Origin of the sequence: Facklamia sp. P9177 (assembly GCF_050409585.1) — a bacterium.
Classification (GTDB): Bacteria; Bacillota; Bacilli; order Lactobacillales; family Aerococcaceae; genus Facklamia.
This window is the reverse complement of record NZ_JBNUPE010000005.1, coordinates 30172-52067: the sequence shown is the minus strand read 5'-3', so window position 1 is coordinate 52067 and position 21896 is coordinate 30172. Positions and strand designations below refer to the sequence as shown.

Here is a 21896-nt window from a genome sequence, read left to right as displayed (position 1 = left end):
CATAGATTAGAAGCAGTCTTTTGCTTAATTAAATGATTGTATAAAAAAAGAGTCAGTTTCCTGACTCTCATTAATTTTTATAAGACTCTTACCGCAAACGATGGGGTAAATGTTGAAATGTTTGAGTAACCTAAAGGTGTGCCTGGTTGAGAAGCATGAATATAATTTCCTCCACCAGTTGCTAAAGCAACGTGGTAAGTTCCTCCAGGACTACCCCAGAAGTATAAGTCACCTGCTTGTGCTTGGTCTATTGAAATTCTAGTGCCCGCATTTTCTTGAGCACCAGTCCATCCACCAATTTCCATACCATAGGTCTCTTTGAAAACATATTGAACAAATCCTGAACAGTCAAATCCTGCTGGAGATTTACCTCCCCATACATAAGGGATACCAATATATTTTTCAGCATTTCCGATTAATGATCCAGTATTATAAGACAAGTCTGGCGCTTGGACTTCTTCGATTACTTCTGCAGTGGTTGCAATCACTTCAACCGCTGTTGTTTCTAATGGCTCAAGACTCGTTTCAACAACTTGTGTTGTTTCAACTGGCGCAACAGTGGTTTCGATAGCTTGTGTTGTCTCAATTGGCTCTAAACTTGTTTCTACTGCTTGAGTTGTAACAACTGCTTCTTCACTTTCAATTGTCTCTAGTGAAGCAACTACTTCATATGAAACTTCTGCTGTTTGTGTAGTCTCTTGAGATGTTTCAATTGTTTCTAATGGTGCTACTTCTGAAGTTACAACATCTTCACTAGATTCAACAACTGCTTCTTCAACTGCTTGTGTGTTCTCAATAATTGCTACTTGAGTTGCCGCTTCAAAGGCCGCTGCTTCTGCTTCTAGAGCTAGACGGTTTTCTTCAGCTAATTCTGCTTGTCTAGTTAATTCTGCGTAAGCTAATTCTGCTGAAGCTGTTTCAACTTCTAAATCACCTTTTAATGCTTCTAAGCTGATCATTTTATCAACTTTTGTTGCTTTAGCTTTTTCAGTCGCTACTTTTTTAGCTTCAACACTTGCCATGTCTTCTTTTTGACTATTTAATAAATCCTTATTAGAAGAAACCAGCTTGATAATTACATCCATTCGTCCAACGAAATCAGAAAGTGATTCTGAAGATGCTAAAATATTTAGGTAGTTGGTAGTTCCACCTTTTTCTTGAATAGCAACCGCTTGTTCAGCAATTAACTCTTGACGCTTGTCAATCATTTCTTGTAGTTCTTCAATTTCTTGGTTTAATAATTCAATTGTTTGGTTATCGTCTGAAATCGAATTTTGAAGTTGCTCAGCCTCTTCTTTAATTGTTTCAATTTGATTGTATGAATTTACTAACTGAGCATATAGCTGAGTTTGTTCAGCATTTAAATTATTTACTTGATAATCAATGTTTGCATTAATACCCTCAATATCTTGAGCATAGATTGGTAAACTACTAACTGATGAAAGTATAATTGATGAAGTTAATAATGTCGTTAATAGCTTCTTAGAAAATTTGATTTTCATTCTTATTAGCTCCTCTTTGAACTTTTATTTAAATATATCTATTGATACTTTTCTCTTAACAAGAATGATATTAACACATTAAACATCAAAAAAGGGCGTTTTCGTTGAATCGTATAAGACTTGTAACCTTATTGAAACATTTGAACAGATAAAAACATCCTTAGAAATTTTCTAAGGATGTTTTGAACCAACCGCTATTTTAAAGTGACCAGTGTATAGTGTTTTTTCCCGCGTCTGACAATAATATAAAGTTCTCCAATGGCATCTTTTTGACTGATTTCATAATCCAAATCAGTTACTTTTGTGCCATTAATTAATATAGCACCGTTGCTAACAAATTCTCTGGCTTGTCTTCTGGACTGAACGATCCCTGTCTCCACTAGCCAGATTACAATATTCATTGCTTCTTTATTCGCTAGTGCATGCGGCATATTTTTAAATCCTGCTTCAATTTGTTGAGTAGTTAGATTACCCACATTACCGGTAAACAGAGCGTGAGTAATTTTTTCGGCTTCTTCTAATGCTTCTTGACCATGCACAAACCGTGTGATTTCCTCAGCTAAACGACGTTGTCCCTTTCTTAAATGCGGTTGTTCAGCCACTTCTTTTTCTAAAGCTTCAATTTCTGATTGCTCGAGGAAAGTGAAATATTTTAAATATTTAACAACATCATCATCTGCTTGATTAAGCCAGAATTGATAAAATTCATAAGGAGTCGTCTTTTCTGGATCTAACCAAACAGTTTCTCCTCCTGCTGATTTGCCAAATTTAGTACCGTCTGACTTAAGCATTAAAGGAATAGTTAAACCATAGGCCTCTGCTTCTGTTCCTTCCATACGACGGATAAAATCTAAACCTGCTGTAATATTTCCCCACTGGTCACCACCACCGACTTGTAATTGAACATTTTGTGTTTGGAAGAGGTAATGAAAATCAACGGATTGAAGAATTTGGTAGGAAAATTCAGTAAATGAAATTCCATTCTCAAGTCGACTGGCTACAACATCCTTAGCCAACATCGTATTAACATTAAAGTGTTTACCATAATCTCTCAGAAATTCTAATAAAGAGAGTTTACTTAACCAATCATAATTATTCATTATTTTGAAAGTATTATCAGCCGAATCCCCTTTTAAGAACAGTTTTTCCATTTGTTGTGTCAGCTTCTGAGCATTTTTTTGGACTACTTCCATTGTTTGTAAGCTTCTTTCACTGGTTCGACCTGAAGGATCGCCAATCGATCCTGTTGCCCCTCCAATCAAGACAATCGGTTGGTGACCGGCTAATTGAAACCGCTTTAAAACCATAAAAGGAATTAAATGCCCAATATGCATAGAATCCCCCGTTGGATCTACTCCGCAGTATAAGGCAATCGTTTTTTTAGATAATAGCTTCTCTAAACCCTCTGCATCTGTTTGTTGATTGATAGCGCCTCGCCACTTTAAATCTTCAATTATTGACATCACATTCACTCCCACTCGTTCTTTCGTTTTAGTATAAAGTCTATTCTACTATCTTGCAAGCCTATCTAAGACCAAGCTTTGGGACTCCATGCATTAGCATCTAATTGGTCTCTATTTTGTTCAATCCTCTTCTCTTGCTCTTTCAAAACAGCTAAAGCTACCTTTAAAACAGCACGACTTGGATAATCTTTGCAACTTTCTGCCCATTTTTCAATAGGAACTTGGAACATCTTTGCTTTTTGCATATTATCTTTACTACTCCTCATCAAAAAGTTCTAATTCTTTTAGCTCGTCTGCTTGGTCAATTAATTTCTGAATAAATTGGTCATATATATGCTGATCAAGCGGGTCTAAATTTAATTTTAGTCGATCAAGTTCTTCTAACAAAACATTCACCTTATCTTCTAGTAAATAAAGTCGACCTGTTTTTAAATAAGTCACGTAATCAATCATTAAATGATATTTTTCTTCTTCTGTTAAATAATGAAATTGTGAAATAATAAAAGGTGGACGATACTTCATAGCAAAATCGTTTGCCCAAGCATAATAAGGTGACATTAAGTCCGCTAAACTAACTCCCGCTCGTTCACCTGGTTGAAAACTTTCGAGTCTAGAACCTACCGTTAATACAATTCCAAATTCTTTATCTTGTAAAATTTTCACTGTCTGTTTAAAGTTTAATTGATCATTAAACACTTGGTCCATCCAAACCTTTAAGATAGCCGGTGCTTGATACCAATACAGAGGAAATTGAAATAAAATACGCTCATAATCAGCCATTCTTAAAAGCTCTTGTTTGGAATCAAAAAAACCTTTGTCTTGCCACTCAGCCGTTAAATCAACGTAGTCTGTTTGGGTGAGCGCTTGGCCACTAGCTAATAAAAATTGCTGGCTAGAAGAATTTGCTAGCTGATCATGGGCGATAAAGCATAAAACATCCATATCTTTCCTCCTTATTTCTTATATCCAATTATTTTAACAAAAGCACTCCAACTTCCAATAAATAACCTTTTAATAAAAGGCATGAATTGAAGGTGAAGTGCTTTTCTTAATTAAAAATCAAAGGCATATTAGTAATAATTATCGTCATTAACTTCAGATGTCTCGATTACTTGTGTCGATTCAACTGGTTCAGATGTTCCTGGTCGAACAGTTGTACTTGGAGGTGTTGGCTCTGGATTAGTCCATGAGTTTTCTGGTTCCTCGTAATAATAATCGTTAGAAGTCTCAACAGTTTCAGCTATCTTTTGAGTTGTTTCAACTACTTCAACCGTTGTTTCCTCTGATCCTTCGAAAAGTTCCTTATTATCTTCAAGAGCTTGACTTAAACGCTCAGATGGTTCCAAAGAGCTAACTAAGAGTTGATAGTATTGTGGCACATCTTTAGCTATTTTTGCCACTTCCTTAATCACTTTATGGGTATAAGTATCCGCTTTTTTATTCATTGTTTTATACAGAGAAGGAAGTGAATCTTTGACTTCTAATAATCGCTGATCGAATTTGCGCATAGCTTGTGCTATTTTACCAATATTACCATCAACGATACCAATTTTTTCTACATCTTTGAAAAGTTCTAAAAGTTCATCACCTTCAACAACACTTTCTTCCACTTGATCAATCAGAAGATTAATCGCCTTTTGAAAAGCATCTAATTCTACTTCTTGATTTGAATCCGATGTCTGCTCATCAATTCCAATTTCTTCATAGTAATATTCTTCTTTTACCTTGAGCACTTTTTCTTTAGTGAGCCCTTCGCGGATCATTAAATCTTCATTCACTTCATTTCCACGGATAGCATCTTTGGTTCCTGCAAAGAAGTCATTGACCTCATTTTGTGCTTGGAAACGTTTTTCAATTTCTTTCAACTGATCAAGATATTGATTCTTAACAGTCGTTGATTCATTCAACTTATTAATATTCTTTTTAATTGGGTCTATCATTTCCACTTGGAATGATTCTTTTAAGAAATCTTGGTTTTCATCATAATATAGCTCATCAATTTGAGATTGAATATCGTCCAAAATGTTGGTGAATTCTTGGTTAGGCTTTTGAACAAGATTAGCTTTTGAATTTGAATTTACGTAAGCGTTCAAAGTAATGACTCCTACTAAACCTAAAATAAGAGCAATAGATATTATGCCTTTTACAGTTTTCCCCACTCGATAGTCCTCCTTATCATGTCAGTTTTGTTAGTTATCATTAACAAGGGTACATTATAGCTTATTTGTTTTGACGTGGCAACGTTATTATAAAAACTGACCCTTTATTGAGTTCGCTCTCAACTTCTATTTTCCCATTATGAGCTTCAACCAAGGATTTGACAACAGCCAAACCGATGCCAGATTCCCCAAACTTTGTGTTTTTTCTTGAAACATCAACTTTATAAAACCTTTCCCATATGGAACGAATCTGATCGGTGTCAATCCCAATACCATGATCGATCACTTTTATTTGAGAACCTGCGTCTACCATTTTAGCTTCTAAAACAATCTCACTATCTTGCGAAAATTGAATGGCATTGGTTACTAAATTAATCAAAACTTGAGTAATACGATCATAGTCTGCCCATAAAGTGAAATCTGGTGCAATTTGACTAACTAATTGATCATTCTTTTCTTTAGCTTTTACTTGTAATTGGGTTTTTATATTTTCAAATAAAACTTCGGTATTGATAGAAACTTTATTTAGGCTGATTTGTTTGTTACGTATTCGTTCATAATCTAAATTTTCATTAACTAAACGTGTCAAGCGCTGCGTTTCAGAGTGGATGAGTTCCAAACTGCGATCCACTTGATTTTCAGGAATCATATCGTAACGTAAACCTTCTAATAATCCACTCATGGTTGTTAGAGGGGTTCGCATTTCGTGAGCTACATCCATCATGAATTGTTTCCTTAATGTCTCTTGTCTTTCAACTTCCGACTCATATTGAACAAGAGAATCTGCCATCTTTTGAAAATCTTTAGATAAATCAGCAAATTCATCCTGACCTTTGGTATTCACCTTAATTTCATAATTTCCAGAAGCAATTTCTTGACTGGCTTTTCGCAGCTGTTTTAACTTATTAGTCTGATAGATTGAAAAGAGAACACTCATCCCTAAGCCTGCAATACCTGCTAATAAATAAGCAAATAATACTTTTTCTTGCATGGCCGTCACTTTTTCTTCTAAATCTTCTAGTGGTGCCCCTAAACTAATAAAACCTGGAGGAAAACCTGCTACTTGATTTTCTTTCAAAGGAATGTAGACCGTTGCCATTTGTAACTGCGTGTCTGGGTCTACGTATCTTTGTGAGTAGCGTAAACCAACATTTCCACCCTTAGCAATCTGTTCCAGATCTTCTTTACTCAACTTCGAACCAAAGCGCTGATCATAAGTAGGATAAATTATTCGTCCATCGGACAAATTCACTTGGATAATTATTTTTTCACTTGACAGTAACTGGGATGCACGAACCAAATCTTCTCTCGAAAAATAATTATCAACTATATTTTCACCATAACGCAAGAGCTGCAATTCACGATCCTCATAGATCTTCTTTTCCATATAATCGGAGATACGGTATGCAGAAACCGTTAGGGCAGTCAATAATACTATTAAGAAAACAATTATTTGCTGCCATAAGAACTTCATAATTAATCACCTAGTTCTTCAAATTTATAACCAACTCCCCAAACTGTTTGAATCAACTGGGAACCATAACGCTCTATTTTTTGTCTTAATTTTTTTATGTGTGCATCTACTGTTCTTTCATCACCAAAAAAGGGATCTTCCCAAATACTCTTGAGTAATTGCTCTCTGGTAAACACTCGCTTAGGATGCTGAGCAAACATTACAAATAAATCAAATTCCTTAGGTGTTAAACTCTCTATTTTTTTATCGTGATAGTAAGCTTCACGTGTAGAAGTATTGATTTTGACAGTTTTTGTTTCAATATCAAACTCATTTTCTTCTTTAACAGCTGCATCAGCTGAAACTACTTGTGCTCTTCGATGCAGAGCTTTCATCCTCGCTAATAACGTCAAGGGACTGAAGGGTTTGGTTACATAATCATCCGCGCCCATTTCTAAACCAATCACTTGGTCGCTTTCAGAATCTTGAGCAGTTAGCATAATAATAGGCGTCTCTTTAGAAATCTGTCTAATTTTGCGACAAATGGTCATTCCATCCATAGAAGGTAGATTTAAATCCAGAATAACAATGTCCCAAATGTTAGGTTGCGTCCGATAGGCTTCAAATCCTTCTTTTCCATCACCATGAAAGCTTGCTTCAAAATTTTCTTTTTCAAAGAACATCCCCATCATTTCACAAACGGATTCATTATCCTCAATCATTAATATTTTCATTTGGCTTCCCCCTTTTTAAGAACCTACTGTTTTTTCTATTATACACAAATCTTATTATAAGAGACACTAGGTCTTCTCCACTCAGTCCAAGGTAGTATATAACAATTATAGTTTTTGGGCTTATTATTTTATAAAAACAAAAAACCGAGCAAGTATTTGCTCGGCAACTTTTTTAAAACAGCTAATCAATTTGAAATATCATTTAACACTTGCTGAATCGTTTCTTGGGACACCTGCATATCTTCCGCCTTCATCTCCATCTCTTGATTAGAAACCGCCTTAGATTTCGGCTTGTCCAAGAGAGTAATTTCGCTGGCATTACATTCAATAACATAAATTTCTTCTTTTTCAGCGTTGAGATAGCTGCGACTTTGCATCATTCCTGATAAAGCAATGCGTTGCCCCTTGCATGCATACTTGTGAATCAATTTTGCCAAACCGTTCCAAGCGACGAAAGGAATAAAGTCAGTCACTGATTCACCATTACGATCGCGAAAAGGACGTTTGATTGCAATGACATTATTAGTAACAGCCGCTGAATCGCCAACCTCTTTTAACTGTATGTCTCGACATAATCTACCAACAAAAGTTACTTGATTCATATAATTCCTCCTTAATGGTGTTAATATTAAATACCAAAAAAGAAGTTTAAAAGTGCTAAGCAAATATATTATTTAGATTTTTTCGGCCAATTCAACAATTTTTCTCAACCGATGATTAACTCCCGATTTCGAAATAGGTCCGTTAGGAATTTGCTCTCCCAACTCTCTTAAGCTCATATCTGGATTTTCAATACGAAAACGTGCCATTTCTTCTAATTTTTCCGGTAAAGAGGACAATCCTTTTTTGGCTTCAATTCGTTTAATAGCTGCAATTTGTTTTTGCGAAGCATCAATTACTTTATTAAGATTAGCGTTTTCACAATTAACTAAGCGATTAACTGAATTCCTCATATCCCTAACAATCCGCACATCTTCAAATTTTAAGACTGCTCGATTGGCTCCAATAATTACTAAAAAGTCAGCGATTTTCTCTGCCTCTTTTAAGTAGGTGATATATCCGTTTCTACGAGAAATTGTTTTTGCATTTAAATGAAAATCATTCATCATTTTACAAAGATCTTCATTATGATCCTCATAACTCGAGTATATTTCTAAATGATAAGAGTTTGACTCCGGATTATTCACCGAGCCTCCCGCTAAAAAGGCTCCTCGCAAATAAGAGCGCTTCTTTGGGTCGTTTTGCATTATTTCGGGAGCCACTCTTGAGATGAGGCTTAATTGATCAAAAATTTCTAAATCTTCTAAAATTTCTTGTACATGATAACGACAGCGCACAATATAGACATTGTTCTTTTTTAATTTCATTTTGCGCCGAACAATCAGTTCGCTTTCAGCATCAAAGTAGTCCTTGAGTAAGGTATATAACCTTCTTGCGATTGCAGCATTTTCACTTTGTACATTTAAAATTAGCTTTTGTTGATAAATAGAAACCGCACCATTCATGCGGATCAATGCCGCTAATTCTGCTTTGGCATGCTCTTTGTGAACTTCTAATAATGTACATTCTTTTTTTACTTCTGCTGCAAATGTCATCCTACTCTCTCCTTAACCAACATTTAGTCCATTTATAAAACTGAGTGCTTATTTGAATCAGAACTATTTTTATCAAGCAAACGCACACTATTCAATAAGTGCCCTAATTCTTCAACAACCTTATCCGTATCATGATAAGCGCCGCCTTCTTTCATACTTAAAAACTCACTAGATATAACCCGACATCCTAAACGACGCAAACCATTGAAATCGTGTTTTACTTGAAGCAGATACTCTTTGTTTGGTTGATTGATAATATATTCTTTGGGAACTTCTGTAGTATTAACCAAAACGGTATCGACAAATCGAACTCCCAAATGATTATGTAATACTTCAATATGATCTGCATCCGTAAAGTTTTCTGTTTCTCCTAATTGAGTCATAATATTACAAATATAAACTACCTGAGCATTGGTTTTTGATATCGCTTGTCCAATCTCATCAATCATTAAATTGGGCAAAATAGAAGTATACAAACTGCCTGGACCTAATACAATTAAGTCTGCTTCCATGATTGCTTCCACAACCCTTGAAGAAGCCTTAACGGCAGGTTTTCCTTCAATAGTCATTACATTAACTTCTTGAATGCGTTTACGATGGTGGGCTATTTTCGACTCGCCAACAGCAATCGTTCCGTCTTCAAATAAAGCTTGCAAAATTAATGGTTCAGGAGCTGCTGGTAGGATTTGACCATTAATATTCATAAATTGCGATAAGATATCAATGGCTTCCGACAGTGAGCCTTTCATTTCCTTTAAAGCGGCAATCAAAAGATTTCCAATGGCATGGCCTGCTAAAAAATCATCATCCGTGTTAAAGCGATATTGAAAGAGTTCAAGTAAGACTGGGTCTGCTTCGGAAAGAGCTGACATACAGTTACGGATATCTCCCGGTGGAACAACGTTAATATAATCACGAATAACGCCAGATGACCCTCCGTCGTCGGCAACAGTAACGATTGCTGTAATGTTGGCATCTAATTTCTTTAGCCCTCTTAAAATTACAGGCAAGCCGGTTCCCCCACCGATTACCGCAACTTTATAACGAGCTTGACGCATCTGATTCATTTCTAGCAACCTTCTTTAATACTTGGTTTTGGTTTTTTGCCATATCACGGTGATTAACATTTGTACAATAATTCATGCGAGTAAAATGTTCGCCAATTCTTTCAGCTAGGGCCACTGAACGGTGTTGCCCCCCTGTACAACCAATCGCTATCACAGCCCTACTTTTGCCTTCGCGTTTATAGCCAGGAACACAATAATTTAATAAGTCGATTAGTTTATTATAAAAAATTTGACTTTCCGGTTGACTCATAACATAATCATAAACCGCATTATCCACTCCAGTTAATCCTCTTAAATCTTGAATATAATAAGGGTTAGGTAAAAAACGCACATCCATGACAACATCTGCATCTATTGGAAGACCATACTTAAAACCAAAAGAGACTACATCTATTCTAAAGGTAACTTGCTCCTTTTCAGCAAAATGTTCCATAATATAAGCTCTTAGTTGTCTGGGTTTCATTTCAGAAGTGTCTACAATCATTTGAGCACGCGTTCTTAAATCGCGTAATAACTCTTTTTCTTTAGCAATCGCACTCAATGTTGAGACTTCATTTGCTTGTGATAATGGATGATGTCTACGTGACTCCTTATAACGAGAAACCAATTCTTGGTCATTGGCTTCTAAAAAGAGAATTCTTGAAGTAACATCTTGATTATTATCCATCGTACCGATTATATCCGATAACTCATCAAAAAACTCCCGTGTTCTTAAATCAATTACCATAGCGATTTTAGTGATTTTACCTGATTCTCGCATCAATTGCCAAAAGGTTGGCAAAAGACTTGGCGGCATATTATCGATGCAGTAATATCCAAGGTCTTCAAAACTTTGAACAGCAACGGTTTTGCCTGCACCACTCATCCCAGTGATAATGACTAATTCCAAATTTGACATGGTCTCCCTCTTTTCTTGGTGAATATTTATTACTCTCTATTATATCACAAATTAATTTCTACTCTATCTATGAATCTTTTAGCTAAAAAAGCTGCTGAAATCCACTTTCTTAAAAAGAAAAAGATTTCAGCAGAGATTTAACTTACTTAATCAATTGATTCAAAAAGGCCTCTAAACTCACTATTTTGTCATTTGCAGCCTGTTCACTTTCAGCTTTAGCGCCCATATATAATTTTATTTTTGGCTCTGTGCCACTTGGTCTTAAGGCAATCCATGATCCGTCTTTCAATTTATATTTTAAAACATTGGATTTAGGATATGAAAGACTGGATTGTTTACCATCTGCATAAATCAAATTACTATTTAAATAATCGTAGGCTTCGGCAACAGGAATACCAGCTACCTCCGTCAAGCGATTAGCCCGCGTTTCATTCATTAACGCTTCCATTTCTTGCTTTCCATCAAGTGATGTAAAAGAGATGGATAAAGTTTTTTCTTTATAATAACCATATTCTTCATAAATTGACATTAGCGCTTGTGCGAGGGTTTTGTTTTGTTTTTTATAAAAGGCTGTAATTTCAGCCAACATTACTAAGGCTTGAATAGCATCTTTATCACGTGTAAAGCTCTTCAATAAATAGCCAAAACTTTCCTCAAAGCCCATAATGAAGGTGTGCGCTTTTGATTCTTCGTACTGTTTAATTTTTTCTGCAATAAATTTAAAACCTGTTAAAACATCTACCGTCTCAACCTTATAGGCTTTAGCAATTTCTTCTGCTAGATCTGTTGAAACAATCGATTTTATGATTACACCATTTTCAGGTAATTGATCTTTGGCTTGGTATGCTTTTAACATATAGTTCAACATTAAGCAGGCGATTTGGTTTCCTGATAGCAATTGATAATTTCCTTCTTGAGTACGAATCATCGCACCTAAACGATCAGCATCCGGATCTGTTGCTAAAAGAATATCAGCTTCAATATTTCGCCCAATTTGTTCAGCCAAGTCAAATGATTCAGGCGATTCAGGATTAGGGGATTTAAGAGTTGGAAAACCTCCATCTGGTTCTGCTTGCTCTTCAACAACATGGATGTTAGAAAACCCTGCTTGTTCTAAAGCCTGCATCCCTAGATACATTCCCGTACCGTGTAGTGGAGTAAAAACAATTTTTACTTCTTCTGCCATCTCAGCAATTAGATTAGAATCAATCGTTACTTTAGCAATCTCAGCTAGATAAGCTTGATCCACACGATCACCAATAATTTCAACTTTACCTGACCCTAACAATTCCGTCTTATTTCCTACTTCAATGACTAGTGGATCTTCAATGGACCGTACAAACCGAGTTAACTTATCCGCATCTTCTGGTGGCATTTGACCGCCATCTTCACCATAGACCTTATAACCATTATATTCTGCCGGATTGTGACTAGCCGTTACCATGATACCCGCATAAGCATGTAAATAACGCACAGCGAAGGACAAGGTAGGTGTTGGACGTAGGCTTTCATATAAATAAACCTTAATTCCGTGCTTACCTAAGACTAAAGCGGCTTCCATTGAAAACTCGGGGGAATAGTGTCTCGAATCATAGGCAATAACAACACCACGCTCTTTTGCTTCTTGACCTGCTTCATTGATTAACATGGCTAAACCTTCTGTTGCTTGTCTAACTGTATAAATATTCATTCGGTTCGGGCCCGCTCCTATAATACCGCGCATCCCTGCCGTACCAAAGCTTAAAACATTATTAAAAGCATCTTTTGTTTCATCGCCAGCTTGTTCTTCTAGAGATTTCTTGACCGCTTGGTCAAGATTTTCTTTGTTTTTCCATTTTTTATATAATTCACGCCAAGGCATATTCTCGCCACCTTTCTCATTGTTATTTATTATATCATGATTGGGATAAAATAGTAGAAATTTGACTAATCTCCCACGTTTTTAGTTATTTCTTAAAAAGACTTACCTTTAAAAATAGCTAAGTCTGATTAATTATAAAAATTAGTCTGCTAAGGTTTGAATATATTGGTAAGCCATATGGCCTGCATGACTCCCGTCGCCAACAGACGTGGCAATTTGACGTAAATGTGTTTGTCGAACATCTCCTACAGCAAAAATGCCCGGAATCCGCGTTTCCATTTTTTCGTTGGTGATAATCCATCCTTCTTCATCCGTAATATCTAGATGGCTAACCAACGAAGAGTTCGGCACTAAGCCAATGTAGATAAAGACTCCCTCACAAGGATATGTGTAGCGTTCGCCGGTTTTTCTATTTCGTAAGAACACGCCTTCTACTGATTGATCACCTATAACTTCTTCAACAGTCGTATCCCAAATGAAGTCAATTTTATCATTTTTGAAAGCACGCTCTTGTAATATCTGTTGAGCTCTAAGACTGTCTCGACGGTGAACAATGGTTACTTTATCAGCAAACTGAGTGAGGTAAATTCCTTCTTCGACAGCCGAATCTCCCCCTCCTACAACCACTAAGTGGCGGTTACGGAAAAAGAAGCCATCACAAACAGCACAATAAGAAACTCCTTTACCACTTAAAAGATTTTCCCCTGGAATATCTAACTTTCTATGCTGAGATCCAGTAGCAATAATGACAACAGGTGCTACATAGATGTTCTTGCTGGTAATGACATGTTTTACTTGGTCATGTAAGTCAATTCCAACCACCGTTTCCATTGAATGCTGCGCGCCAAACTCCATAGCAGATTCAAAAAATTTATGAGCTAATTCTGGACCGGCTATTTTAGAAAAACCTGGATAGTTCTCTACATCAGCCGTATTATTAACTTCTCCTCCTGGTAGACCCTTCTCAAGAATAATTGTTTTTAAATTGGCACGTGAAGCGTATAGGGCTGCCGTCATTCCTCCAGGGCCAGCGCCTACTATCACAACATCGACATTAATCATTGTCTTTTCAATCGTATCTTCCATCTTATCTTCCTTTCTCTGAGGTGATCACTTCATTGTGTTGGGCTAAAGAGGCTTCTTGTTTGCCAGAGCGATTCATTAATTGACTAACCACTTCTTTAACATCCGCTCCTTGATAAAGAACTTGATAGAGGCCATTAGTAATTGGCATATCGACTTGATATTCTTGTGCCAACTCATAAGCTGCCAGGCAAGTAAAAATACCCTCAACCACCATCTGGACTTCTTCTGTCACTTCTTCAACGGTTAAGCCTTTAGCCAACAAATTACCAGCTTGCCAATTACGTGAATGAATGCTGGTACAAGTTACAATGAGGTCTCCAACTCCACTTAAACCAAGAAAAGTTAGCGGGTCTGCCCCTAAGCGTATACCCAAACGCGATATTTCAGCCAAGCCCCGTGTAATTAAACCGGCCTTAGCATTGTCCCCGTAGTTTAAACCATTAAGAATTCCTGCGCCTAAAGCAATAATGTTTTTCAAGGCAGCGCCTAATTCAACCCCTATCACATCCGTGTTGGTGTATACACGGAAATAATTATTCATAAAGAGCTCTTGAACAGTTTCAGCAGCTTCTAGCGATTCACTGGCTGCGGTAACGGATGTAAGATCTTCGCGTGCGACCTCTTCCGCATGGCTAGGACCGGATAAGACGACTAAAGCTCTGTAAAGATCTGTGGTCAGCTCTTCTTGAAGCACTTGAGAAATACGCAAGTGACTTTTTTGTTCAAGTCCTTTAGACACATGAATAATTAAAGGAGGTCGCTCCATTTTGACCAAAAGATTATTTACTTCTTTAGAAACCTTACGAATTGCTTGGGTGGGTACTGCAAAAAGCAAGACTTCTGCTTTCTTTAAGGCTTGTACTAAATCAAGCGTTGCTTTAACAGTCTCATTCAGCTCAAATTCTTTAAGAAAATGCGAGTTGGTATGTTGTTGATTAATCTCATCAACTACCTGAGGATCAATGCTCCAAATAGTAACACTATGTTGATTGTCTGATAAGACTTTTGCTAGAGCAGACCCCCACGAACCTGATCCTAGAATTGTAATGTTCATTTTTTTCTCCTTATCTTGCAATATCTGATTCCTTATAGAAGGGAAGTGTCAAGTGGACTCTTCGATAAATCATAATTGAAATAGCACTTACAACGATAATTAACGAAAAAACTTGTGAGACTCTAAAAGGTCCCCAATAAAGACTATCTGTTCGTAAACCTTCAATCCAAGCTCTACCTATACCGTACCAAACTGCATAAAAGCTTGCGACTTCTCCTTCTTTTAAGAAACGCTTCCTTCTTATCGTCATAATTAAAACAAGACCGATAAAGTTCCATAAAGACTCAAATAAGAAGGTGGGTTGACGATATTGCCCTTGGACTTCCATTTGATCAATGATAAAAGTAGGTAATCTTAAATTTTCTAAATAGGAGCGACTCACAATCCCTCCGTAAGCCTCCTGGTTAATAAAATTACCCCACCGCCCAACAATTTGTGCCAACATCAAGGCAGGTGCTGCCATGTCCATTTCTAATGCTGCATTTAAATTATCTTTACGAATAAAATATATTAAGGTTAGAAAGCCCGCAATAATTCCGCCATAGATTGCAATACCACCGTTCCAAATAGCAAAAACACTCAACAAATTATCTTGATAGGACTGCCAAGAAAAGGCTACATAATAAATTCTAGCCCCTATAAAACCGATGATAATTGCCCAAAAAAGGCGATCAAAGGCCTTATCTGGATCGGCCCCTTTACGTTTAACTTCCCTTATATATAAGAAATAGGCCAATAACATTCCGAAACCAATGATTAGCCCATACCAATAGACAGGCCAACTTCCAATATGAAAGGCGATGCGATCTATCTTCATAAAAATTGAGCCGAAAGAATTAATCATTAGTCACCTCACGATTAGACATGATCAAAGCATCTAATTTAGCATTAAAGGCATCTGTAGCATCAAAGCCCATACTGTTGGCTCTGAAATTCATAGCGGCTGCTTCAATAATAGCTGCTAAGTTCCGTCCTGTTTTTACCGGTATTCTCGTTCTTGGGATTTGAACATCAAAAATCCGGTCGTATTGTTGACCAGACCCTAAACGATCATATTCAATTTGTCCATCATCTAATACCATCTCGATAATTAATTCTAACTTTTTAGAACGTACAATGGCCGAGACTCCATAAAGACTCATTACATCAACAATTCCCAAGCCACGAATTTCTAATAAGTTTTGTAGAATTTCCGGCGCTTCACCAATTAGGGTTAGCTCATCCACCATAAAAAATTCTACTCGGTCATCGGCTACTAGACGGTGACCCCTTTGAATCAACTCTAAAGCGGTTTCTGATTTGCCGACTCCAGAGGTGCCTGTTAACAAGACTCCCATCCCAAATACTTCAAGAAAGACTCCATGCTTTGAAAAACGCTCTGCTAATTGTCCTTCTAAATAATTGGTTAGATTTGCCAAGACCCGGCTAGTACGAGAACGAGCTGAAAGTAGTGGCACCTGACGTTCTTTAGCTATTAAAATAAGTTCTGAAGGTATAGATATTTTTCGAGCGACTACAATAGCAGGCGTATCTTCACGACAGATAGAGCGGAATTTCTCAATACGTTCTTGGCTAGTCAAGGTATCTAAATAAGCTGTTTCTGTTCGACCGATTAATTGAATCCGATCACTCGGATAGAATTCTTTGAAGTCTGCCAGAATAAGTCCTGGTCTTGAAACTTCACTGGAAACAATTTTCTTATCGACATGTTCATGACCATAGACAATCTCCACATCTAAAGTTTCAGTTAATTTTTGGACTGTCACATATTTTCCCACGGTCCGATCCTCCATTCATTTTTCTCTAAAATGGTATCATAGAAAGAGCCTTCTGACTAGCAAATGGCGCTATCATTAAAAATGAGCCCTCACCTAATAAGATGAGGGCTCGTTTTATTTTTCTAAAAGTCACTCCAGTTATCGTCATCTTGAGGAGTAATATCTTTAATCACCTGATGAGAATTAGTTTCTGAATATTTCTTTTCTTTACGACGTAAAGAGGGTTTGCCAACTTGATAATCATAGGGTATAATAACCGCCATTAAAATGTATGGGAAAAAACCCACTCCTGCTGAAAACATAGCAATCAGAAAAATTAAACGGACTAAAGTCGAATCAATATTAAAGTATTCTGCTATACCACCACAAACACCAAAAATGCGGCGATCGGATGATGAGCGTGTTAATCGTTGCATTATTTACCTTCCTTTCCTGTCTCAGAATCTCCATCTTTTAGGTACAAATCTCCAAAGGTAATACTTGCATCAATCTGAACTTCTTTCTGATCCAGATGACCGGGACGATTGTATATAAATGATTTACCACCATCAAAAATTTCTTGTCGGTCTAAGCCAGACATTCGATGCTTAATTTGTCCTTCAGAGAGATTACCTCTTGCGGTGAAAGCCTGTTCTTTTAGTAAGCTGACTTTAAGGTCGCCATGAACAGCTGAAAGTGAAATGTTAGCTGGTTCGATATCTTTTTTAGTAATGTAACAATCTCCATTAACTGTACTGGCCTTAATATTACCAACTGGTCCAACAATTCGGAAGTCTCCATTAATATTTTTAAGACTAGTTGTTTGGATGGTTGAGTTTTTAATTTTTACATCACCATTGACTAGATTCAAACCTAATATATCAGTTGAGATGTTTTTAAGTTTAACATCTCCTAATTTTGTGTCAATATTCACTTCATCTGCCTTGGTATCAGCAAGACGGATGTCTCCTCGCTTACTAGAAATGATTAGATTGTTTACTTCCATTTGTTTGACTCTTATATCTCCATTAAGGGTATTTAAAACAACTGAATGATATAGCTTATGAGGCAAGCTGATCTTGGCATCCATAGCTAAATTCATAGCATCCACATGAAAAACCAATTTATTTTCAATGGTGGTTATAGTTACTTTTTCTTTGAACAAGTCAACCGTTAGCTTATCTTGTCCACCCATCAGCTTAATAGCAGCCTCTACTAAAATGTCGTCGCCTTCATGGAATTCTACTTGTAAATCACCATTTAATACATTAAAATCCATCGCTGTTAAAGTTGCTCCATCAAAGGAAAAAGTATGGTCTAATACTTGACTCTTAATCCAAGGCACATTGAAAGATACATTAACATCCTTAGTGGTGAAATTATTGAGTGAGGATTTTATCAGATCCTTCACTTGCTTGCCAAGGCGTTTACCTTCTCTGCTTGCTTCTTCTTTAAATTGGTGCGCTTGCTCAGTAAAAACTTGGGTGGAATTAGAAATAAACCGTTTAAATTCAGGGTCAGCTTGTTGATTTTCTTTACATTCTTCATATAGATCCTCTTGCTGATCATAAAGTCCTTCGACTTGCTGTTCTAAATGCTTAATTTCACTGTCAATCGCTCTTTCTTGTAAGGTAAAATCTTTGACCTGATCTTTCATCTCAGTGGTCAGTTCTTCAATTTCAGCCAGAATTTCTAGTTCTCTTAACCGCTGTTGGATAATAATCTTTTCTTCATTAAATTGATGAAGTCGCTCATTAACCTCTTCAATTTCTTGCTGAATGGCCTGCCCTTTTGTTTCAAAAGCTTCAGCCTTTGCTTGATAAGAAGCATGTTCTTCTTGATCACTGGTCTGTTCTTTAAAAGAAGGTCTGTCTTTTGTTTCTTTACGGTTTTCCAGTGAATCATTGACCTCTTTAACGACTTGATTGCTTGCTTGAGCTACTTCTTTCACTACACTTGTCCCTGCATTCACTGCTTGATCTACCATTGAACGAACCAGGCGGTTGAGGTCATCTTTTACCAATGTCTTGCTCTCAATTTTAGTGTCTTTTGTCTTAGCGCTATCCTCAGTAGGTTCTGATGAATCGTTTGCCATACCACCTGCTTCAAGTAATCTTAAGGCTTCATCCATAGATATAATTTTTTGTCTAACTAATTCGATAATTCTTTCTTTCTCGTTCATAATAATCCTCCTAATTTATACTGACCCTCTTCATCTTCTATTATGCTAGTTAATTACTCTTTAATCATAGGTCCCTAGGCTGATATTTGTTTTTAAAGAAATCGTTATCTGATTCCTGTTATTAGGATAGCGGTTATTATTAAAAAAGCATAGGCCGGACGTCTTAATTTCCCAGCCTATGCTCTCTATTATCGAAAACCCTTATCTTTATCGCGCTTCAAAATATCTTTTAAAAATTTGCCAGTATGACTCTTTCGTTTTCTAGCGATTTCTTCTGGAGTACCAACAGCCACTACTTGACCTCCGTGACTACCACCTTCGGGCCCCATATCAATAATATAGTCTGCCGTTTTAATTACATCAAGATTGTGTTCAATAATAACTACCGTGTTGCCAGCCTCTACTAATCGATTAATAACATTCATTAATTTAACAATATCATGAACATGTAATCCAGTAGTCGGTTCATCCAAAATATAAAGCGTTTTGCCATTGGAAACACGATGAAGTTCAGCGGCTAATTTCATTCGCTGTGCTTCGCCACCCGATAAAGTGGTTGCCGATTGTCCTAACTGGATATAGCCTAAACCTACGTCTTGCAGCGTTTTCATTTTGCGCGCTATCTTTGGATGCGCATCAAAAAATTCCACCGCTTCATCGACTGTCATATTTAAGACATCGCTTATCGATTGTCCTTTGAATTTAATTTCGAGTGTCTCTGAATTGTAACGGGCGCCATGACAGACATCGCACGGAACATAAACATCTGGGAGAAAATGCATTTCAATTTTCTTAATACCTGCTCCACCACAAGATTCACAACGTCCTCCCTTGACATTAAATGAAAATCTTCCTTTATTGTAACCGCGAATTTTAGCATCATTAGTATTCGCAAATAATGCACGAATGTCATCAAAAACAGAAGTATAGGTTGCCGGGTTAGACCTTGGAGTTCGACCAATTGGACTTTGATCAATTTCAATCACTTTTTCTAGCTCTTCAAATCCACTGATATCTTTGAATTTACCCGGTCTTTCCTGAGTAGAGGTTAACCGCTTAGCTAAGGCAACTTTTAAGATGCGATTCACTAAGGACGATTTGCCAGAACCGGAAACGCCAGTCACACAAGTTAAGCGACCAATTGGAAAAGAAACATCGATATTTTTTAAATTGTTTTCACGAGCACCCTTGACCTCAATCCAACCTAAGTCTTCCTGTCTACGTTTTTTAGGCACAACAATCCCTTTTTCGCCCCTTAGGTATTTACCAGTAAGAGAGTCAGGGTTCCCCATTACCTCTTGAGGGGTTCCAGCAGCTACAATTTTTCCTCCTTGATCGCCCGCACCAGGCCCAATATCGATTAGGTAGTCAGCTGCTAACATGGTCTCTTCATCGTGCTCAACAACAATTAGGGTGTTCCCTAAATCACGCATCTCCATTAATGAATGAATTAAGCGATCATTGTCTCGTTGATGCAAGCCAATTGAAGGTTCATCCAGTATATAAAGCACGCCGCTTAGTCGCGAGCCAATTTGGGTAGCTAAACGAATCCTTTGAGCTTCTCCTCCTGACAACGAGCCTGCAATTCGATCGAGTGTCAAATACTCCAATCCCACATTATCTAGAAAAGTCAAACGATCATTGATTTCTTTCATAATCGGTTGAGCAATCATCAAGTCATGCTCATCAAATTGTATATTTTCAAAATGTATTTTTGCCATATCAATAGACAATGCTGTCACTTGAGCAATATTTTTATCAGCCACTCTTACACTTAAAGCTTTTTCGTTCAAGCGTTGACCTCTACAAGTTGGACACTCTAACTCTTGCATATAATTACGCAAAACATCTCGCATATAATCTGAACTTGTTTGATTATAGCGTCTTTCAACATTATTAAAGATCCCTTCAAATGTCTGATCAACCGTTCGCTTCTTACCGCCGTGCATGGGTTCAAAGGTAAATTTAAAGTGAAAGTTAGGTTGGCCATATTTGAGTGCTTCTTGTTGGTCCTTGGTTAATTCTTCATAAGGAAGGTCCATTGGGATACCGTAAGCTTTAGCAAATTGTTCTAGCATAGAAGCATAGTAGCCCGAACCTTCTTTGCCCCAAGGTAAAAAGGCTCCCTCACGCAAAGTTAAGGTTGGATCAGGAATAATTAAATCTTCATCAGGAGTTAAACGAGCGCCCAAACCATCACAAGCCGGACAAGAACCGAAGGGTGCATTAAAAGAAAAAAGTCTTGGTTCTAACTCTTCAATAGAAAAATCACAGTATGGACAAGTATAATGCTCATTAAAATAAAGTTCCTCTCCATCAATTACATCTACAACTAAATAACCTTTAGAAGCATTCACTGCTGTTTCAACGGAGTCATAAAGTCGAGATCGAATCCCTTCTTTAATCACAATTCGATCGACCACAATTTCAATAGTATGACTGACTTTTTTTGAAAGTTCGGGAACTTCGGTTAAATCAAATATTTCTCCATCTACTCTTACACGAACATAACCTTCTTTAGCTACTTGCTCCAACACTCTTTTATGCTGCCCTTTTTGATTCCTTACAAGTGGTGAAAGAATTTGAATTTTACTGCGATCTGGTAATTCCAATAAGCGATCCACCATCTGTTCAACAGATTGTCTAACAATGGGTAAGTTGTGACGAGGACAGTAGGGAGTCCCTACTCTGGCATAAAGCAAACGTAAAAAATCATTAATTTCAGTAGCTGTTCCTACGGTTGAGCGCGGGTTCTTACTGGTTGTCTTTTGATCAATTGAAATGGCGGGACTCAGACCCTCAATCGAATCGACTTCCGGTTTATCCATTTGCCCTAAAAATTGACGTGCATAGGCTGACAAACTTTCTACATACCTTCTTTGGCCTTCTGCATATAGGGTATCAAAGGCAAGTGATGACTTGCCAGACCCCGATAATCCAGTCACTACAACTAATTGATCACGAGGTATTTCTATGTCTATATTTTTTAAATTGTGGGTTCTTGCACCCTTGATGGTAATTTTATCTTTAGTCAAAATAATCCCTCTCTTCTCTGTCCGTAAAAAAACTCTTCACCTCATTATAA

Annotated in this window: 19 protein-coding genes; all 19 read right to left on the bottom strand. The window is 37.1% G+C overall.

Annotated elements, in window-relative coordinates:
• Positions 1 to 77: 77 nt before the first annotated feature.
• Entirely contained in the window at positions 78 to 1502 is a 1425-nt protein-coding gene (locus ACQV18_RS03955) for an NlpC/P60 family protein (protein WP_428873201.1), read from the bottom strand.
• Between the two features lie 194 nt (positions 1503 to 1696).
• Entirely contained in the window at positions 1697 to 2965 is a 1269-nt protein-coding gene (gene tyrS / locus ACQV18_RS03950; protein ID WP_428891960.1) for a tyrosine--tRNA ligase, read from the bottom strand.
• Positions 2966 to 3030: 65 nt separating this feature from the next.
• Positions 3031 to 3210, bottom strand: coding sequence for a hypothetical protein (locus tag ACQV18_RS03945; RefSeq protein ID WP_428891961.1), 180 nt, complete (start codon positions 3208 to 3210; stop codon positions 3031 to 3033).
• Between the two features lie 10 nt (positions 3211 to 3220).
• The gene (locus tag ACQV18_RS03940) at positions 3221 to 3907 is read right to left on the bottom strand and encodes an NAD(P)H-dependent oxidoreductase (RefSeq protein ID WP_428873197.1); all 687 of its coding nucleotides are present in this window, start codon (positions 3905 to 3907) and stop codon (positions 3221 to 3223) included.
• A 128-nt stretch (positions 3908 to 4035) separates the two neighbouring features.
• A complete protein-coding gene (locus ACQV18_RS03935) occupies positions 4036 to 5124 on the bottom strand; it encodes a hypothetical protein (RefSeq protein ID WP_428892614.1) in 1089 nt (362 codons plus the stop codon).
• Between the two features lie 61 nt (positions 5125 to 5185).
• A complete protein-coding gene (locus tag ACQV18_RS03930; protein WP_428873194.1) occupies positions 5186 to 6598 on the bottom strand; it encodes an ATP-binding protein in 1413 nt (470 codons plus the stop codon).
• A 2-nt stretch (positions 6599 to 6600) separates the two neighbouring features.
• Positions 6601 to 7311 (bottom strand): response regulator transcription factor, encoded by a 711-nt coding sequence (locus tag ACQV18_RS03925; RefSeq protein WP_428873193.1) that lies wholly within the window; start codon positions 7309 to 7311, stop codon positions 6601 to 6603.
• 185 nt (positions 7312 to 7496) lie between these two features.
• Positions 7497 to 7913 carry a single-stranded DNA-binding protein gene (locus ACQV18_RS03920; RefSeq protein ID WP_428873191.1) on the bottom strand — a complete coding sequence of 139 codons (417 nt, stop codon included), beginning with the start codon at positions 7911 to 7913 and terminating at the stop codon, positions 7497 to 7499.
• Positions 7914 to 7985: 72 nt separating this feature from the next.
• The gene (gene whiA, locus ACQV18_RS03915) at positions 7986 to 8906 is read right to left on the bottom strand and encodes a DNA-binding protein WhiA (RefSeq protein WP_428892613.1); all 921 of its coding nucleotides are present in this window, start codon (positions 8904 to 8906) and stop codon (positions 7986 to 7988) included.
• A 32-nt stretch (positions 8907 to 8938) separates the two neighbouring features.
• The gene (locus tag ACQV18_RS03910) at positions 8939 to 9973 is read right to left on the bottom strand and encodes a gluconeogenesis factor YvcK family protein (RefSeq protein ID WP_428873189.1); all 1035 of its coding nucleotides are present in this window, start codon (positions 9971 to 9973) and stop codon (positions 8939 to 8941) included.
• Entirely contained in the window at positions 9945 to 10871 is a 927-nt protein-coding gene (gene rapZ, locus ACQV18_RS03905) for an RNase adapter RapZ (protein ID WP_428873188.1), read from the bottom strand. The genes ACQV18_RS03910 and rapZ overlap by 29 nt, the downstream gene beginning before the upstream one ends.
• A 142-nt stretch (positions 10872 to 11013) precedes the next feature.
• Positions 11014 to 12732 (bottom strand): phospho-sugar mutase, encoded by a 1719-nt coding sequence (locus tag ACQV18_RS03900; RefSeq protein WP_428875180.1) that lies wholly within the window; start codon positions 12730 to 12732, stop codon positions 11014 to 11016.
• Between the two features lie 141 nt (positions 12733 to 12873).
• Positions 12874 to 13818, bottom strand: a complete 945-nt coding sequence (trxB, locus tag ACQV18_RS03895) for a thioredoxin-disulfide reductase (RefSeq protein WP_428873186.1) — start codon at positions 13816 to 13818, stop codon at positions 12874 to 12876.
• Position 13819: 1 nt separating this feature from the next.
• Positions 13820 to 14872 (bottom strand): NAD(P)H-dependent glycerol-3-phosphate dehydrogenase, encoded by a 1053-nt coding sequence (locus tag ACQV18_RS03890; protein ID WP_428892612.1) that lies wholly within the window; start codon positions 14870 to 14872, stop codon positions 13820 to 13822.
• A 10-nt stretch (positions 14873 to 14882) separates the two neighbouring features.
• A complete protein-coding gene (gene lgt, locus ACQV18_RS03885) occupies positions 14883 to 15716 on the bottom strand; it encodes a prolipoprotein diacylglyceryl transferase (protein ID WP_428875177.1) in 834 nt (277 codons plus the stop codon).
• The gene (gene hprK / locus ACQV18_RS03880) at positions 15709 to 16650 is read right to left on the bottom strand and encodes an HPr(Ser) kinase/phosphatase (RefSeq protein ID WP_428873183.1); all 942 of its coding nucleotides are present in this window, start codon (positions 16648 to 16650) and stop codon (positions 15709 to 15711) included. Before hprK ends, lgt begins: the two co-directional genes overlap by 8 nt.
• A 122-nt stretch (positions 16651 to 16772) precedes the next feature.
• On the bottom strand, positions 16773 to 17066 hold the full coding sequence (locus ACQV18_RS03875; protein WP_428892611.1) for a PspC domain-containing protein: 294 nt from the start codon (positions 17064 to 17066) through the stop codon (positions 16773 to 16775).
• The gene (locus ACQV18_RS03870) at positions 17066 to 18811 is read right to left on the bottom strand and encodes a DUF4097 family beta strand repeat-containing protein (protein ID WP_428892610.1); all 1746 of its coding nucleotides are present in this window, start codon (positions 18809 to 18811) and stop codon (positions 17066 to 17068) included. The genes ACQV18_RS03875 and ACQV18_RS03870 overlap by 1 nt, the downstream gene beginning before the upstream one ends.
• A 188-nt stretch (positions 18812 to 18999) precedes the next feature.
• Entirely contained in the window at positions 19000 to 21846 is a 2847-nt protein-coding gene (uvrA, locus tag ACQV18_RS03865) for an excinuclease ABC subunit UvrA (RefSeq protein WP_428875175.1), read from the bottom strand.
• Positions 21847 to 21896 lie beyond the last annotated feature (50 nt).